We start from the raw sequence: 16,311 nt of genomic DNA on the forward strand, positions 1-16,311 counted from the left end.
GAACGGCGCAGTTGTGAGACAAGATCGGGATAACAGGATAGCAGGCCATGAGTGAACGTGAATCGATGCCCTATGACGTCGTCATCGTGGGTGGAGGCCCCGCAGGCCTTTCTGCGGCGATCCGGCTGAAGCAACTGAACGACGAACTTTCAGTCTGTATCCTTGAGAAGGGCTCTGAAATCGGGGCACACATCCTTTCGGGAGCAGTCGTCGATCCACGGGCATTGGATGAGCTATTGCCTGATTGGCGCGATGATGGATGCCCAATGGCCGAAGTGCCGGTGACCGATAATTGGCATTGGCTGCTGACTCGCAATGGCAAGGTGGCCATGCCGCATTTCATGATGCCGCCGTTCATGTCCAATCACGGGACCTATACCGGCTCGCTCGGCAACCTCTGTCGCTGGCTGGCTGAAAAGGCCGAAGGGCTGGGCGTGGAGATTTTTCCGGGTTTCCCCGCTTCCGAAATCCTTTTCGATGAAAATGGCGCAGTGAAAGGTGTCGCGACTCAGGACATGGGGGTCGCGCGTGACGGCAGCCACAAGCCGGATTACCAGCCGGGTATGGAGTTGCATGCCAAGTACACGTTGTTTTGCGAAGGCGCGCGTGGCCATCTGACGAAGCAATTGAAGGCGAAATTCGATCTGGAAGCTGACTGCGAGCCGCAGGTCTATGGAATCGGCGTCAAGGAGCTGTGGGATATCGATCCGGACAAGCACGTTCCGGGGCGTGTGTTGCACACCCAAGGCTGGCCTATGTCTGAAAGCGGCAGCTGGGGCGGCGGCTTCCTGTACCATCAGGCCAACAATCAGGTCGCTCTCGGTTTCGTAACTGCGCTCGATTACGCCAATCCATTCGTTTATCCGTTCGAAGAATTCCAGCGCTGGAAACAGCACCCCGACATTCGTGCCATTCTCGAAGGGGGCAAGCGTGTCGCCTATGGCGCACGGGCTATCAATGAAGGCGGCTGGCAATCCGTGCCGCGGTTGTTTTTCCCTGGCGGGGCGTTGGCCGGCTGTTCGGCTGGGTTCGTCAATGTGCCGCGCATCAAGGGCAGCCACACCGCTATGAAGAGCGGAATGCTGGCGGCTGAAAGCATTGTGGCGGCAATTGGCGCAGGTCGTGAGAACGATGCTCTGGCTGAGTATGATGCGGCCGTGCGGGAAAGCTGGATCGCCAAGGAACTCCAGTTGGTGAAGAATGCTCAGCCGTTGGTCGCCAAGTTCGGTGGGGAGCTTGGCACTGTGATGGCCGGCATCGACATGTGGATGCGCACACTGAAGATCGGCCTCCCGATTACGATGAAACATCATACCGATGCGGAAGCATTGCAGCGAGCGGATCTCTACAAGCCCATCGAATATCCGAAGCCAGACGGGGTGATCAGCTTTGATCGGCTGACTTCCGTCTCCTTCTCTTTCACCAACCATGAAGAAGATCAGCCCTGCCATCTTCAACTCAAGGATCCGTCAATTCCGACGGAAATCAACCTGCCCGTCTATGCAGGGCCCGAAGCGCGTTACTGCCCGGCCGGGGTTTATGAATTTGTCGGACAGGAAGAAGGTGAGCCCCGTCTTCAGATCAACGCGCAAAACTGCGTCCATTGCAAGACCTGCGACATCAAGGATCCGACCCAGAACATCAATTGGGTAACGCCGGAAGGCGGTGGTGGACCAAACTACCCCAACATGTAAGAGGCCCGTTTGGTACTTACCGAAATTGCCTATGCGAAAGTGAACCTCGCGCTGCATGTTCGACACAGGCGCGAGGATGGCTACCACGAGCTAGAGACCCTCTTCGCGTTCGCGGACGTTGGAGATCGGCTGACGGCGCGCGGTTCCGAAGTGGATAAGCTTAGAATTATCGGTGAGTTTGCTGCTGAGTTAGCTGCCCCATTTGGAAACATCGTTTCCAGGGCACTTGGCGTGCTACCTCGGGCGGATGGACTGGATATTGAATTGGAGAAGAACCTGCCGGTTGCGGCAGGGCTTGGCGGTGGATCTGCCGATGCAGGTGCTATTTTTCGCCTCGTAGAGCGGACGCACGGTCTGCCTGATGACTGGCTTGCTCGGGCAGCGCGTCTGGGGGCGGATGTGCCTGCTTGCGTTGAAAGTGTGACATGCGTTGGTCGAGGCACTGGGGCCGATATCGAAACGGTCGCAAGCGATCTATCCAGCACGCCGATTTTAATGGTGAACTTGCGGGAGGAAATGCCAACGGGGCCCGTGTTTTCTGGTTGGGACGGAATCGATCGTGGCCCCTTGCCGCAAGGGCCGGTGAGCCGAATTGCGGCAGAGGGGCGTAATGACCTCGAAGAGGCAGCCATTGCAATCTGTCCGGGTATAGCAACCGTACTCGCTTCTCTGCGCAAAACGGATGCGTTTCTTGTGCGAATGTCGGGATCTGGGGCGACCTGTTTTGCCCTTTACCACAATCATGACGCCATGAAACGCGCGGCGGAATCCATCGCACAGGATTATCCAGGATGGTGGATAAAGACTGGAAGCCTGAGATGAAAGATCTACCGTGGAAAATGATTGGGACGCCGAGGTTCGGTGGTATCCTCATTGTGGCGGACCATGCTTCCAACCGTGTGCCGGCGGATATTGAACTTGGTATCGATCCAGGATTGTTGAACGCGCATATTGCCATCGATATCGGTGTCGCTGGTATTGCCGCAAAACTTGCTGCTCACACGGGTGCGTCTGCTCTTCTGGGCAATGTCAGCCGTCTTGTTTGCGATACCAATCGCACGGAACAGGATCCGGCCGCCATTCCGGAAATTACCGATGGCTTTCCTGTTCCGGGCAACGTTGGGATCGACCGCGAGGACAGACTGGCGCGTTTCCATAGGCCGTTCCATGCGCAATTGTCCCGCTTGCTCGTCGATGCTCCGCCGTCTTTGACGCTGATCCTGCACAGCTACACGCCAAGCCTGACAAGTCGGCCAGATGAGATACGACCATGGCATTGCGGCTTGTTGTACGATGAAGATGAGCGTGGCGCGCGCGCTGCATTTCCGTTGTTGGAAGCGGAAGGCCTGATCGTAGGGGATCAGTTCCCCTATTCAGGTAAGGTGTATAATGCGGCAATCGAGCGGCACGTCGAAAACGATGGGCGCCCATATCTCTACATCGAGATCCGCCAGGATCTGATTGCTGATGATGCAGGGCAGAGCGAATGGGCAGAGCGTCTTTGGCGGATATGCAATGCCGTAGCCGTTGAGCTAGCCGGATAATGGCGCGTGGCGGGATGCTGCATTCTGCCATTTTCCGCTTCGGCTGAAGCAGAACCTGCGGTAGGGCGGCCCCAAGTTATCTTTGAACCCGAGTTTGGACCGGAGCCAATATCATGCCTGCCTATCGTTCACGCACATCCACTCATGGCCGCAATATGGCCGGTGCTCGTGGCCTGTGGCGCGCGACGGGTATGAAAGATGGTGACTTCGGCAAGCCGATCATCGCTGTCGTCAACAGTTTCACGCAGTTTGTGCCTGGCCATGTCCATCTCAAGGACTTGGGGCAGATGGTTGCGCGCGAGATCGAAGCGGCAGGGGGGGTGGCCAAGGAATTCAACACTATCGCGGTCGATGATGGCATCGCCATGGGCCACGATGGCATGCTTTACTCGTTGCCGAGCCGGGATCTTATCGCCGACAGCGTGGAGTACATGGTCAATGCTCACTGCGCTGATGCAATGGTCTGCATCTCGAACTGCGACAAGATCACGCCCGGTATGTTGATGGCGGCGTTGCGCATCAATATCCCGGTTGTATTCGTTTCGGGCGGCCCAATGGAAGCAGGCAAGGTTGTTCTGCGGGGGAAGGAGCATGCTCTCGATCTCGTTGACGCTATGGTCGCAGCTGCTGACGAAAGCATGACAGACGAGGAAGTTACGAGCATCGAGCGCTCGGCTTGCCCGACTTGCGGCTCATGCTCCGGGATGTTCACTGCCAATTCGATGAACTGCCTGACCGAAGCCTTGGGGCTCTCCTTGCCGGGCAATGGTTCCATGCTGGCTACTCACGCAGAGCGCGAGCGCTTGTTTCTGCAGGCGGGTCGTCTTGTAGTGGATCTATGTCGCCGCTATTACGAGGAAGATGACGAGTCCGTTCTGCCCCGGGCTGTCGCGAGCTTTGAAGCGTTCGAGAATGCGATGTCACTCGATATCGCGATGGGGGGATCGACCAACACAGTGCTGCATTTGCTGGCCGCTGCACAGGAGGCAGGGGTCGACTTCACTATGACCGATATTGATCGCCTGTCCCGCAGGGTGCCGGTGCTGTCCAAGGTGGCGCCTGCCAAGGCCGATGTGCATATGGAAGACGTTCATCGCGCCGGCGGGATCATGGCCATTCTGGGCGAATTGGACCGGGCAGGACTGCTTCATACCGGATTGCCGACAGTCCATGCTCCGACATTGGCTGATGCGCTCAACAGATGGGACATTGGCCGGACGAATGACGCGGATGTTCGTGATTTTTATCGCGCAGCCCCAGGCGGTGTGCCGACCCAGACGGCGTTCAGTCAGGACCGGCGCTGGGATGAACTCGATCTGGACCGGAAAAACGGGGTTATTCGGTCGGCCGATAATGCATTCAGCAAGGACGGGGGCCTTGCTGTCCTGTCCGGTAACATCGCCGTCGATGGCTGCATTGTAAAAACGGCTGGTGTCGATGATTCCATTCTCAAGTTCACGGGGCCGGCCAAAGTCTATGAAAGCCAGGATGCCGCAGTCGCGGCAATTCTGACTGGGCAGGTTGAGGCGGGGGATGTCGTCGTCATTCGTTACGAAGGGCCGAAAGGCGGGCCGGGCATGCAGGAAATGTTGTATCCGACCAGCTACCTGAAGTCCAAAGGTCTGGGTGCGGCGTGTGCTCTGATCACCGATGGACGCTTTTCCGGTGGTACGTCCGGTTTGTCGATCGGCCATGTCTCGCCGGAAGCGGCGGAAGGAGGCTTGATCGGTCTGGTCGAAAATGGCGACGAGATCGCAATCGACATCCCAAACAGGACAATTCGTCTTGTCGTTGGGGATGAAGAACTCGCGAACCGCCGCGCAGCGATGGAAGCTAGGGGCGAAAATGCCTGGCAGCCGGCCAAGCCGCGCAAGCGCAAGGTGTCAGTGGCTCTGCAGGCTTACGCAGCGATGACAACCAGTGCGGCTCGTGGCGCAGTACGCGATCTGTCTCAGCTCAAGCGTCGCTAATGGAGGCATTCTGCCGCCATTTGATTGCAGGTGGGATAATGTTTCTTGCTGCCTGCAATCAGGGTGGAGGGGCAGATTCGTCGACGTCCGGGACTATGGAGCGGCTTGCTTGCGCGCTTGATGGGGGTGAGCAATTTGCGCCGGCCTGCACGGTGGAGCGAAGTCGTGAAGATGGCGGCTTGTTTTTGACAGTGCGTCATCCCGACGGGGGCTTTCGCCGTTTCGAAGTTCTGAAAGATGGTCGTGGGTTGGACGTTGCCGATGGCATGCAGCCGGCCCAGACGCGATTTTCGGGCGAGTTCCTTGAAGTTTCCATAGCGACCGATCGCTATCGTTTTCCTGCCACGGCGAAAGACAGTGCAAGCAACCCCTGATCAGATCCTTACCGTGGCCCAGATGCGCGCTGCGGAGGAAGCTCTCATCACCGGTGGAGAGACAGTTGATTCGCTTATGCAGATCGCTGGGCGGGGGGCGGCCGAGTATGTCTGGCGTTTGGCGGGACATCGAAAGGTCACGGTGTTGTGCGGTCCGGGTAACAATGGCGGTGATGGTTATGTGATCGCAGAATGTCTGCGGGCGCGGGGCGCACCAGTTGCAGTGGTAGCGCCATATGATCCCGCGACGGATGCAGCTCGCAATGCCCGTGCCGCTTACTGCGGGGACATTCTGGATGGAGCGGCCCGGCCGCATGGAGATGTGCTGGTCGACTGTCTGTTTGGCAGCGGTCTTAGTCGCCCTCTGGATTCGGTGGCATTTCGTTGCCTGACAGAATTGGCGCGAAGCCATACGCAACGCATCGCCATCGACATGCCTAGTGGTATCGACAGCGATGCCGGAATCGCCCTGAACAGTTGGCTCCCCACTTATGATCTGACGATAGCGCTGGGGGCATGGAAATACGCCCATTGGTTGATCCCGTCACAAGAGTGGATGGGGGATCGACGCCTTGTCCCTATTGGCATTGGAGCGGCGGAGGGTGCCGCAGCACTCATAGACAAACCCCGTCTCTCTGCTCCGGCAATTGATGCGCACAAATATTCACGTGGCCTTGCCGTGGTTGTCGCTGGCGAAATGCCGGGTGCTACCTTGCTGTCATGCGCAGCCGCGATGAAGGGTGGGGCAGGTTACGTGAAGCTTGCGTCCAATGACCCGCCTGTTTCACGTCCGGCTGAACTTGTCGTGGACATGTCGCCGGTCGACGTCGCATTGGAAGATTCCCGGATATGCTCTGTTCTGATTGGACCAGGTATGGGGCGATCTCCTGCGATGCGAGAGCGACTGAAGGCAGTGCTTACCGGGTATTGTCCTCTCGTGCTCGACGCGGATGCCCTGATATTGTTTGATCCCGACCTGTTAGACAGCCAGAATCGTGCAATCGTCGCGACCCCGCACGAGGGTGAGTTGAAGAAGCTCGCTGCGGCCTATGGCATTGAGGGCGGCAGCAGGCTGCACATTGCCAAGGTTCTTGCTCGAGCGAGCGGCATGGTCATTGTTGCCAAGGGACCGGATACGATCATAGCGGCGCCGGATGGACGTGTTGCGATAGCCCAAGGGGCAACGAGCTGGTTATCCGTTGCAGGGACAGGTGACGTTCTTGCTGGGCTGGTTGTCAGCCGGTTGTCGACCGACGCTGAGCCTTTTGCTGCTGCTTGCGAGGCTGTTTGGCTCCATGGAGAAGCGGCTCGTCTGTCAGGCCCCGTTTTTACTGCTGCCGAACTCGTTACGAGAATATCGACGGCTTACGCCGCCTGCTTGTGAGTATCGGCAATTGAATGAAATCGAAGAAATCGTACGTGTTGCCGCCAAGGGTGACGGTGTCACCGCTTCGGGCAGGCATATAGCGGGAACTGCGCCTGGGGATTTGGTCTTGCCCGATGGTTCGATCAGGCCCGGGCCGCATCGCATGGCTCCTGCGTGTCGGCATTTTGGAGTGTGCGGGGGATGCCAACTCCAGCACTGCGATGAGGATACTCTTGCACGTTTTGTGACGGAAAGGGTGGTGCTGGCGGCTGAAGGGCAAGGTATTTCCGCCGAACACTTGCATGAGACACACCTTTCCCCGGCACATAGCCGCCGTCGGGCAACGCTCCACGTGATAAACGGCGGAGGCCGCCCGCTGATAGGTATCAGGGAACAGGGCTCCCACAGGATTGTCGATCTGAAAGAATGCCCAATCCTGGTGCCAGACCTATTCGCCCTGGTCATGCCATTGCGTGCCTTGCTTGCGCGCAGGAAAGGGAAATATGGCGGAGATATATCGCTGACTCTCACGGATCAGGGAGCCGACATAGGAATAAAGGGCCTTGCCTTTGAAGGCCTGGCCGAGACGGAAGCATTGCTTGATTTTGCAAAAGAGCATGATCTGGCGCGGCTGACACTTGATCAGGGGTATGGGCCTGAAACCATGTGGGAACCCGAACCGGTCACAGTCTCGCTTTCGGGCATGGCCGTTGGCTTTCCGTCTGGCGCCTTTCTGCAGGCAACGCATGATGGGGAAGCTGCGTTGGTTTCTGCCGCGCGGGATTGGCTGGCCGGGGCGGCAACCATTGCCGATCTGTTTTCCGGTCTTGGCACCTTTGCTTTCGCATTGGCAAAGCCAGCCAAAGTGCTCGCCGTGGAGGCTGCGCAGGATGCCCATCTCGCTTGCAAGGCCGCCGCTGCGCATGGGCAAATGCCGATCCATGCAATGCATCGGGACCTGTTCCGTAATCCGCTTCAGCCTGACGAACTAAATCGCTTCGATGCCATTTTGCTTGACCCACCGCGAGCAGGAGCCCGGGAACAGGTGAAGTTACTTGCGGAAAGTAACACGCCGCGGATCGTATATGTAAGTTGTAATCCGGCAAGTTGGTCTCGCGATGCCAAGATATTGATCGACGGCGGCTATCGGCTTGTTCACTTGCGCCCTGTGGGCCAGTTTCGGTGGTCCACTCATGTCGAGTTAGTGAGTCTTTTTACTCGCTGATAGCTGTAAGTATCTGTTGAAAAAGCCAATCCTCCGACTTCGCTTCGGCAAAGGCATGGCTCGCATCAGGGCATCGGAACACTCTCGGATCACCCTTGGGCCAAATAGCATCGAAAATTTGTGCTGTACGGTCCCTCTCGGCGAGCAAAATGCGAACGGGTCCGGGAAAAGAAGCCAGGCCCCGGGTCACATCCCTGGCGAGCCCGGTAGGTGGCGGAGTCGGCCTTAATGCACCTTTCACCCCCTGAAGGAGCCTTCTTAGTGAGACTTTGCCGCTCACTAGCCGCAGAATGGCGCCTGAATCGCGCATTCTGGCAATATAGCGGGCGCGGATGACAGATGGTGGAGGTAGCGCAGTCGAGTCTTCAACAACCCATGGATTGGCCAGAACCAATGCATCGCAGCCTGCCCCTCTGGTCAGCATCAAGGCGCTGGCTGCGTCACAGATACCGAAGCCTGCAATGCTGCGCAAACCGGGCACGTGTTCGCGAAATGTCGCAAGGGCCGCGGTGATATCCATTGCGCTGTCTTTGAAGCCGGTGTTGGTCCCGGTGCTGTCACCGACCCCTCTCCGGTCGAATCGGAAGACAGGATAGCCTGCAAAAGCCAGTCGGGTTGCGAGGTGAGCTTGCCCTGAAAATGCTCCACTTCGCACTTCATTTCCGCCTGAGACGATCAGGACGCCGACCTCGCATTCTCCGGCATCGAGCGTGCCGACAAGCTGCTCCCCGGCACAAGTGAAGGTGATGTGCTTGCGGCTCATGAGGTAAGCTGCATGATAATTGTTGCTGCCAAAGCGTCTGCTTGTGCAGGCGCCTCGCCAGGCTCAGAACGTAACCATAGACCGCTGCCTCCGATAGAGACTTGCGGTATGTCCGTCAGTTTGCCGTTGTCAGCGAGACGAGACTGCTCGAGATCGACAAACATTTGCGGTCCGATCCGGTATCCACCAAGGTTGAGGCCATTGACGCGGCCAGTTTCAAGCAGGCCTTTTGTGGTTTCTATCCGCCCCGTTTCGCGCTTCGCGACAAGTCGCGCTCGAAGTAGCGACCGAAGAATGTTGCTTCCCGATTGGGGGGCATAGCGCCAGCCAATGACGTTGGGTGGAGTGAGAATTGCACCCCCGCGAATGGTCAGGACATGCGATACTTTGAAATGGGAGGCGGCATTTCGGGCGGCATCACGCCACGTTGCCAGGCGCTGCTTCTCCAGAGGTTGCAGGCTTTCATTGCAACCAGGAAGGTCAGGTAGAAAAGTGTCTATACCTGCACCGTCAAGCCTGCGCATTACCTCGACTGTATGACGCCGCAGCTTGTTCGCCTCGTCAAAAAGCGCGGGGAGAATCAGTATCCGATACTGGCGACCTTGGTCGAAAAAGACTGCGTATTCGTCTGAGACCGGACCCTCTTCCGGGATACAGGGCCAGGTCGTGACGACCATTGGTGCCGTCAATTCGCGGTGCGCTTCGCTTCTGCGAAGTCGAGAAGGGCCCCGAACGTTTCCAGCATTTCGCCGTCAATTTCATCGTCGTCTATCACGATGTCGAAGCGATCTTCCATTTCGGTAAGAAGGGTCGCGACTGCCATGGAATCCAGTTCGGGCAAGTGCCCGAACAACCCGGTCTCCTTGGTGAACGTGGCGACAAGGCTTCCGTCCAGCCCGAGAACATCGGACAAGACCCTGCGCAAGATTGCGTCGGTTGCACTGCCCTGGAGGGCGGGTACGTTGGCCGCATCTTCTCCCGCTGCGGCAAGATTGGCTGGATTCTGGTCCATGAAAGTTGCCCTAGCCAGCGGATTTGCGAGTGGCAAGAAGATGCAGCGCTGCCCGGGCGATATATGGCCAGTTCAGGAGACGACCAGGATCGTAGCAATCGAGTTCGAAACGGGGTCTGACCAATTCCATCCAGTCGGCCTTGTACGTATCGTTGCCAGTGCCGAAATCAACCAGCTCTACGCCCTCAATGTCGATTACGTGCTTCATCAGCGCAGCGGTGAGGACAGTGCCAGCGGAAAGGCTTTGTGCTTCTGGGAGGTGAGCCAGCTTGTGGATATATGCAGTTCCATGGTCGACCGTCCAGAATTGTGCTCCAACTGGCTGCCCGTTGTGATGAGCTAACGCGAGACGGAGGTGACCCGCATCGCTTTCCTGTTGGGCAAAGCGCTTCAGAAGGTCAGGAGAGCCCTCCTGCGGCTTCCAGCTTTGTTGGTATATCTGGGTGTAGGTATGCCAAATATCATCATTAAGTACATGATATATATTGATATCAAGTTTCTTCGACTTGCGGGCAAGTGTTGTGCGGAGAGCGCCGGGGCGTGATGCAAGATATTCGGCGTAAGTGCGGCCATTGACACGCAGAAAATGATTCTTGTCACACTCTGACCGAAATACTATCCACCCTGCTGATTTGAAAGAATTTTCAAGTTCTTCAGTACTGTTATTCTCAGCTGCTAGAGGGGCAAGAACAACTCGGCGTGCGCTGGATTTGAGATCTCGGGCCAGCGTGGTGAGAAGGGGGCGGCTGTCCGCTTTTTCTGACACCATTGGTCCCCATGTGAATGCGTACCAGTTGGTGAGGGCATCAAGGCGGTCCTCATGGCGTCTCAGCGCCAATGCCGCCATGCCATCATCCGCCTGCGCGAGCGCGAAGAGGGCATTGCTTTCAGGGTTTTCGGAAAGAAGGTTGAACCATTCCGCACGGTTGAAGGGGCCACCCTCAACCCATTTTGCCCCTTGCAAGACATCTGCCCTGTCGTGATAGCTGATCGCGATCACATTCCATGTCCTCTGCCGGAGCTTCCTTCGCCCCATGTCCGTAGCGCTCGATCCCGAGATCAGACCGATCGACCATATCGTCGAATATGGCGAGCTTCATGCTCCCGCTCTGATCCTGCGTGATCGGACGCTTACCTATCAGGACTTAAGGCAACGTATAGGGGCTTTGGCGGCATGGTTGCAGGCAAAAGTTCCGGTGAAGGGGGCAAGAGTTGCCAGTTGGGCAGCCAAAGGAGAATTGACCTGCTTGTTGCCTCTTGCCGCGGCCCGGGCTGGACTGGTGCATGTTCCTATTAACCCTTTGCTGAAACACATGCAGGTTTCCTACATCCTTGACGATTGTGAAGCTGCTCTTCTGTTGGGGAACGCTGGCCGGCTTTCCTCGCTCGGACCTGAGGATATCTCGGAAGGGTGCGAACTGGTCGACGAGGTCGAGCTTTGGGTAGGGGTGGGCGCAATGGCGTCAGAATTGCCGCTGTCCGATGCCGATCCCGAGGCTCTTGCGGCTCTGCTCTATACCAGTGGCTCGACGGGACGGCCGAAGGGCGTAATGCTCAGCCACGCAAATCTGTGGCTCGGTGCCGTCAGCGTGGCCCATTATCTCGGGATGGAAAACGACGATGTCGTTCTTGCCGTCTTGCCGCTGTCTTTCGATTACGGGCAAAATCAGTTGTTCAATGCCTGGCGGGCGGGAGCCAGTGTCGTCCCGCTGGATTACCTTACCCCACGCGATGTCATAAAGGCCTGCGCTCGTCATCAGATCACTACGATTGCGGCAGTTCCTCCTCTGTGGGTGCAGTTGATTGAACAGGACTGGCCGAATGAAGCCACGATGTCGATCCGTCGCCTGACAAACAGCGGTGGGGCGCTGACGACGGATCTTATCGGAGGTTTGCGGAGAATTTTCCCGCAGGCCCGCCTGTTTCCGATGTATGGCCTGACCGAAGCATTCCGTTCGACGTATCTCGATCCTTCGCTGGTCGACAGCCACCCGACCTCGATGGGACGTGCAATTCCTTTCGCGGAAATCCTGGTGATTCAGGAGGATGGAATGGAAACATTGCCTAACGAGGAGGGGGAACTGGTGCATTGTGGTCCGTTGGTGGCGCAGGGATACTGGCATGACGCGGTGCGCACGGCTGAACGTTTCCGGCCGGCACCCGATGTTTCGGCTTATGGCGGGACAGCGGTCTGGTCGGGAGATCGCGTAAGACGTGACGAGAATGGGTTGCTGTATTTTGTCGGTAGACGTGACGCCATGATCAAGAGCGCAGGAAATCGTATCAGTCCGCAGGAAGTGGAGGATGCAGCCCGGGATACCGGGCTGGTGAGTGAAGCGATTGCGATTGGTGTGCCGGATGTTCGCCTCGGGCAGGCCGTGCATCTCGTTGTTCGTGGGGCAACGGGCACGGATGATACGCAGCAGGATGAACTTGCAGCCATTCTTGCGCGTGAATTGCCGAACTTCATGCGCCCGCACAAAATTCATTGGCGGGATACGATGCCGCTTAACCCCAATGGGAAAATCGATCGGGTTGCCTTGGCAGAGGAGCTTGGCGCATGAAGCCGCTCGGGCCAATTCCCTTGGGCTATAATGCCTTGGATGGCGAACTCGCCATTTCAGGTAAAACTGCGAGTGACCTGGCAGAACGGGCAGGCAGTACGCCGCTGTTCGTCTATTCGCGCGATTTGATCTGTGATCGTGTAGCTAGCTTGAGAGCTGCACTCCCTGACAGGGTGGCGATACATTATGCTGTAAAAGCAAATCCCTTTGGCCCTATTCTTGAGCAAATGAATGAACTCGTCGATGGGTTCGATATTGCTTCTGGAGGGGAATTGGATCTGATCTCTGCCGCTGGCGTTGATCTGGCGAAGGTCAGTTTTGCCGGACCGGGCAAGCGGGACATCGAATTGGCGGCGGCAATTTCCGCTGGGGTGACACTCAATCTGGAATCGGAAAGTGAAGCACGGCGGGCGTTGTCGATTGCAGAACGACAGGGCAAGCGCCCCCGTCTCGCGATTAGAGTGAATCCTGACTTCGAACTACGAGGGTCGGGAATGAAAATGGGTGGCGGTGCAAAACCATTTGGCGTCGATGCCGAGTGGGTTCCCGATCTTGCACGTGAAGTAATCGCTGCTGGCGCAGAATGGCGGGGGCTGCATATTTTCGCTGGTAGCCAGGCCTTGAGTGCCGATGCGATTATCGAGGCACAGGCGAATACTCTGGCATTGGCGGCGCGATTGTCCGAGGCGATCGGTGGTCCCATTCCGCACTGCAATATGGGAGGTGGCTTCGGCATCCCCTACTTCGCCGGGGACGAGCCGTTGGATATTGTGGCGGTCGGTGCGGCATTGTCGGAGCGTATCGCAGATTTACCGGACATTCTCTCCGATACCCAATTCTGTATCGAACTCGGCCGCTTTCTGGTTGGAGAGGCAGGCGTTTATCTGACCCGGATAGTCGATCGCAAACAAAGTCATGGAGAGACTTATCTGATCACCGATGGTGGGTTGCACCACCAGTTGGCCGCGTCAGGCAATTTTGGGACAGTGGTGCGGCGCAATTACCCTGTCGCCATCGCTTCGCATTTTTCAGCAGAGCCGGTTGAAGAGGTTAATGTCGTTGGGTGTTTGTGCACCCCGCTTGATCGTCTCGCAGACAAGGCTCTTCTGCCGCGTGCTGAGGTCGGGGACCTTGTCGCGGTATTTTGCGCCGGTGCTTACGGCGCGAGCGCAAGTCCATCAGCGTTTCTGGGGCAAGGGCCTGCGAAGGAAATCTTGGCATAGGTCTTCCCAACGTGGCCGGGGAAACGCCCGATTGAGATCTGTTCTGGCGGAAGGTCAATGTTCGCTGTCACAAAGCGGCATCCCACAAACAGCGATGTTCGCCAAACCGCAGGGTAATGGTGTGCAAACCTGTGCTCACCGGTGCTGATTGGCGACCGGCGGCTGGGAAAAGAAAGTTAACTGGGCTGTATGGCTCATTAACTTATCGATTGTCCGCGTCTCGTTTCGGGACGGCCCACAAATAACCCGCTGAAATGCGGGATTATGAGGGCAAGGCTAACGGTATATTCACCCTTTTTCGCGAAAGCGCGTGATGGATCCACGGGTTCGCGGTTTCCGGTCGTCCTTCGGCTGGGATCGGGGCCTGATAAGTCGCAAGGATGCGCATTGATGTTACGTACTCATATCGCCCGGATACTTGTCGCCAGCGCGGCAATAGCTCTCGCCCTTTCCGGCTGTTCAGCGACGACTGGCGGGGCTCAGTTGCCGCCCGCGCAGTTCGTCGCGATGCAGGAAGGGCCGGGTGAGGAATATGTGATCGGCCCTCTCGATGAACTGACCATTCATGTCTGGCGCAATCCGGAGCTCGGCGCCAGCGTGCAGGTTCGGCCCGATGGCCGCATCACTACGCCACTGGTGACGGATATGCCTGCGGTGGGCAAGACACCATCCATGCTGGCGGAAGATATCCGCCTGCAACTGTCCCAGTACATCAACGATCCATTGGTATCCGTGATCGTCAACAAGTTTGCCGGTACGTTCAGCCAGCAAGTGCGAATTGTCGGAGCCACAGAAAAGCCCGCCTCGATTCCCTATCGCGCGAACATGACCTTGCTCGACGCGATGATCGCGGTCGGTGGGCTGAGTGAGTACGCCGCAGGTAACCGGGCGAAGCTGATCCGTTTCGACAAGGAAACCGGCAAGCAAAAGGAATACAAGGTTCGCCTGGGCGATCTGCTTAAGAAAGGCGACAGCAAGGCAAACGTCCTGCTGATGCCGGGCGACGTCATCATTATTCCTGAAAGCATGTTCTGAGAACGGCGCGCACGGTATGAACGGCATCTATGAAGAAGCCCTGGCGGCGCTGCATTCGGTCTGGAACCGGAGATGGTTGGCGCTTGGTGTGGCCTGGGCGGTATGTGTGCTGGGCTGGCTGATAGTTGCTCTGGTGCCCAACACCTATGAATCGAAGACCCGCATTTTCGTGCAGCTGGAAGACGTTTTGGCGCAGCAGGTGGGGATTGGTTCCGGCAGCATCAAACGCGACATCGAACGTGTCCGGGAAACGATGACCAGTTCGGTCAACCTGGAAAAGGTCATTCGTTCAACGCGGCTCGGCAATGAAATCACCACGCCGCGCGAAATGGAAATCGCTGTGGAAGCTCTCGCCAAGCAAATCGATATCAAAAGCGAGAAAGACAACCTGTTCGAAATAACTGCCAGATCCGGTCGAAGCGATCTGTCAGACGCTGAAAATGCCAAGTTGGCGCAGGATATCGTTCAGAAAATGATCGACATTTTCCGTGAGGAAAATCTTGCTGGTGGGCGCGGTGAAATGCGGGAGACGTTGGCTTTCCTGGACCAGCAGCTCGCTGCGCGGCAAAAGGAGCTTGAAACTGCCGAACAGAAGCGCCTGGCGTTCGAGGCCACACATCCGCAACTGATTGGCGGTGCGCAGGCCATTGCCCAGAAACTGGATACTGCAAGCGATGCGATGCGCAATGTCGATGCAGATCTTGCTGCGGCGCAAAGTGCGCTGGCGGCAATAGATGGCCAACTCGCTGGTACGCCACGGACGATTGTCGTGCCCGGCCAGAGTGGCGGAGTGAAGGGGGCTTTGGCGCAAGCGGAGGCAGACCTCGCGGGAATGAAGGCGCGGGGATTGACGGATAGCCATCCCGACGTGGTCGCATTGAACAAGCAGATCGCATCCCTGCGCAAGCAAGCGGTAACATCGGGTGATGCCGGGGGCATGCCCAATCCGGCTTATACCTCGCTGATGTCGATCCGTTCTGACAGGCAGGCTACTATTCAGGCGCTTCAGGCACGCAAAGCTGCGCTTCAGTCCGAATTGACGGCGATCGCCGCCAACCAGTCGGCTGAACCGGGTGTTGCGGCAGAAGCCCAGCGCATCAGCCGCGATTATGATGTGTTACGCAAGCAATACGACAAGCTGTTGCAGGATCGTGAGGAGTTACGGCTCAGGGGGCAGGTGGAAACCGAGCGTAACGCGGTGAAATTTGAAGTTATCGATCCACCGAACACTCCACGCACACCTGCGGCTCCGAACCGGCCCTTGCTGCTGTTCGGTGTGTTGTTCGTCGGGATCGGGGCAGGTGTCGGGGTGGCCTTTGCAATGGGCCAATTGCATTCCACGTTCGCCACGGCGAACAAGCTGGAACGTGCATTCGGTCTGCCGGTCCTGGGAACCATTTCCTTTACTCTGACGGACGCCGCGCGCGCAATAAGAGTTCGCCGGAACAAACAATTCGTGGGCGCCAGTGCTGCGCTCGCAGGGCTGTTCCTGATCCTGCTGGCGACGGAATTCGTTCAGCGTGGCAGTGTTGCGTGAGAGG

General features: G+C 57.4%; 15 protein-coding genes. 11 read left to right on the top strand and 4 right to left on the bottom strand.

The window, feature by feature from the left end; all coding sequences use genetic code 11:
* Positions 1-47 precede the first annotated feature (47 nt).
* The 7 genes from MB02_RS13350 (at position 48) to MB02_RS13380 (ending at position 8,173) form a co-directional block, all read left to right on the top strand.
* Positions 48-1,694: an electron transfer flavoprotein-ubiquinone oxidoreductase gene (locus tag MB02_RS13350; protein ID WP_067538506.1), complete on the top strand. Its 1,647-nt coding sequence runs from the start codon at positions 48-50 to the stop codon at positions 1,692-1,694.
* Between the two features lie 9 nt (positions 1,695-1,703).
* Positions 1,704-2,516 (top strand): 4-(cytidine 5'-diphospho)-2-C-methyl-D-erythritol kinase, encoded by an 813-nt coding sequence (locus MB02_RS13355; RefSeq protein ID WP_067538509.1) that lies wholly within the window; start codon positions 1,704-1,706, stop codon positions 2,514-2,516.
* A complete protein-coding gene (locus tag MB02_RS13360) occupies positions 2,513-3,238 on the top strand; it encodes an N-formylglutamate amidohydrolase (RefSeq protein WP_067538512.1) in 726 nt (241 codons plus the stop codon). The genes MB02_RS13355 and MB02_RS13360 overlap by 4 nt, the downstream gene beginning before the upstream one ends.
* A 113-nt stretch (positions 3,239-3,351) precedes the next feature.
* Positions 3,352-5,208 carry a dihydroxy-acid dehydratase gene (ilvD, locus tag MB02_RS13365; RefSeq protein ID WP_067538515.1) on the top strand — a complete coding sequence of 619 codons (1,857 nt, stop codon included), beginning with the start codon at positions 3,352-3,354 and terminating at the stop codon, positions 5,206-5,208.
* Between the two features lie 38 nt (positions 5,209-5,246).
* The gene (locus MB02_RS13370; RefSeq protein ID WP_170304740.1) at positions 5,247-5,582 is read left to right on the top strand and encodes a hypothetical protein; all 336 of its coding nucleotides are present in this window, start codon (positions 5,247-5,249) and stop codon (positions 5,580-5,582) included.
* Positions 5,566-6,966, top strand: coding sequence for an NAD(P)H-hydrate dehydratase (locus MB02_RS13375; RefSeq protein ID WP_235829518.1), 1,401 nt, complete (start codon positions 5,566-5,568; stop codon positions 6,964-6,966). Before MB02_RS13370 ends, MB02_RS13375 begins: the two co-directional genes overlap by 17 nt.
* A 10-nt stretch (positions 6,967-6,976) precedes the next feature.
* The gene (locus MB02_RS13380; protein WP_067538520.1) at positions 6,977-8,173 is read left to right on the top strand and encodes a class I SAM-dependent RNA methyltransferase; all 1,197 of its coding nucleotides are present in this window, start codon (positions 6,977-6,979) and stop codon (positions 8,171-8,173) included.
* Here the strand turns inward: MB02_RS13380 and MB02_RS13385 are convergent.
* Genes MB02_RS13385 through MB02_RS13400 form a run of 4 tightly spaced genes read right to left on the bottom strand, consistent with a single transcriptional unit; the run spans position 8,163 to position 10,948 of the window.
* Positions 8,163-8,936, bottom strand: a complete 774-nt coding sequence (locus MB02_RS13385) for a hydrolase 1, exosortase A system-associated (RefSeq protein ID WP_067538523.1) — start codon at positions 8,934-8,936, stop codon at positions 8,163-8,165. The two genes, MB02_RS13380 and MB02_RS13385, sit on opposite strands and share 11 nt — an antisense overlap.
* Positions 8,933-9,625 (bottom strand): alpha/beta hydrolase family protein, encoded by a 693-nt coding sequence (locus tag MB02_RS13390; RefSeq protein ID WP_235829519.1) that lies wholly within the window; start codon positions 9,623-9,625, stop codon positions 8,933-8,935. The genes MB02_RS13385 and MB02_RS13390 overlap by 4 nt, the downstream gene beginning before the upstream one ends.
* A complete protein-coding gene (locus MB02_RS13395) occupies positions 9,622-9,948 on the bottom strand; it encodes a phosphopantetheine-binding protein (protein ID WP_156495520.1) in 327 nt (108 codons plus the stop codon). The genes MB02_RS13390 and MB02_RS13395 overlap by 4 nt, the downstream gene beginning before the upstream one ends.
* Before the next feature lie 10 nt (positions 9,949-9,958).
* Positions 9,959-10,948, bottom strand: a complete 990-nt coding sequence (locus tag MB02_RS13400) for a GNAT family N-acetyltransferase (protein WP_235829520.1) — start codon at positions 10,946-10,948, stop codon at positions 9,959-9,961.
* Between the two features lie 34 nt (positions 10,949-10,982).
* On the opposite strand from MB02_RS13400, the gene MB02_RS13405 reads away from it, so the two are divergent.
* From MB02_RS13405 to MB02_RS13420, 4 genes are all read left to right on the top strand, one after another.
* On the top strand, positions 10,983-12,512 hold the full coding sequence (locus MB02_RS13405; RefSeq protein WP_067538528.1) for an acyl-CoA ligase (AMP-forming), exosortase A system-associated: 1,530 nt from the start codon (positions 10,983-10,985) through the stop codon (positions 12,510-12,512).
* The gene (locus tag MB02_RS13410) at positions 12,509-13,735 is read left to right on the top strand and encodes a pyridoxal-dependent decarboxylase, exosortase A system-associated (RefSeq protein WP_067538531.1); all 1,227 of its coding nucleotides are present in this window, start codon (positions 12,509-12,511) and stop codon (positions 13,733-13,735) included. The genes MB02_RS13405 and MB02_RS13410 overlap by 4 nt, the downstream gene beginning before the upstream one ends.
* A gap of 390 nt (positions 13,736-14,125) precedes the next feature.
* Positions 14,126-14,770 (top strand): XrtA/PEP-CTERM system exopolysaccharide export protein, encoded by a 645-nt coding sequence (locus MB02_RS13415; RefSeq protein WP_067538534.1) that lies wholly within the window; start codon positions 14,126-14,128, stop codon positions 14,768-14,770.
* Positions 14,771-14,786: 16 nt separating this feature from the next.
* Positions 14,787-16,307 (top strand): XrtA system polysaccharide chain length determinant, encoded by a 1,521-nt coding sequence (locus tag MB02_RS13420; protein ID WP_067538537.1) that lies wholly within the window; start codon positions 14,787-14,789, stop codon positions 16,305-16,307.
* Positions 16,308-16,311: the final 4 nt, after the last annotated feature.

Source organism: Croceicoccus estronivorus (genome assembly GCF_001625325.1).
Classification (GTDB): domain Bacteria; phylum Pseudomonadota; class Alphaproteobacteria; order Sphingomonadales; family Sphingomonadaceae; genus Caenibius; species Caenibius estronivorus.

Coding starts and splice junctions, on each gene's coding strand:
- MB02_RS13350 (WP_067538506.1), top strand. CDS start 48: ATGAGTGAACGTGAATCGATGCCCTATGACGTCGTCATCGTGGGTGGA.
- MB02_RS13360 (WP_067538512.1), top strand. CDS start 2,513: ATGAAAGATCTACCGTGGAAAATGATTGGGACGCCGAGGTTCGGTGGT.
- ilvD (WP_067538515.1), top strand. CDS start 3,352: ATGCCTGCCTATCGTTCACGCACATCCACTCATGGCCGCAATATGGCC.
- MB02_RS13370 (WP_170304740.1), top strand. CDS start 5,247: ATGTTTCTTGCTGCCTGCAATCAGGGTGGAGGGGCAGATTCGTCGACG.
- MB02_RS13385 (WP_067538523.1), bottom strand. CDS start 8,936: ATGAGCCGCAAGCACATCACCTTCACTTGTGCCGGGGAGCAGCTTGTC.
- MB02_RS13395 (WP_156495520.1), bottom strand. CDS start 9,948: ATGGACCAGAATCCAGCCAATCTTGCCGCAGCGGGAGAAGATGCGGCC.
- MB02_RS13405 (WP_067538528.1), top strand. CDS start 10,983: ATGTCCGTAGCGCTCGATCCCGAGATCAGACCGATCGACCATATCGTC.
- MB02_RS13410 (WP_067538531.1), top strand. CDS start 12,509: ATGAAGCCGCTCGGGCCAATTCCCTTGGGCTATAATGCCTTGGATGGC.
- MB02_RS13415 (WP_067538534.1), top strand. CDS start 14,126: ATGTTACGTACTCATATCGCCCGGATACTTGTCGCCAGCGCGGCAATA.
- MB02_RS13420 (WP_067538537.1), top strand. CDS start 14,787: ATGAACGGCATCTATGAAGAAGCCCTGGCGGCGCTGCATTCGGTCTGG.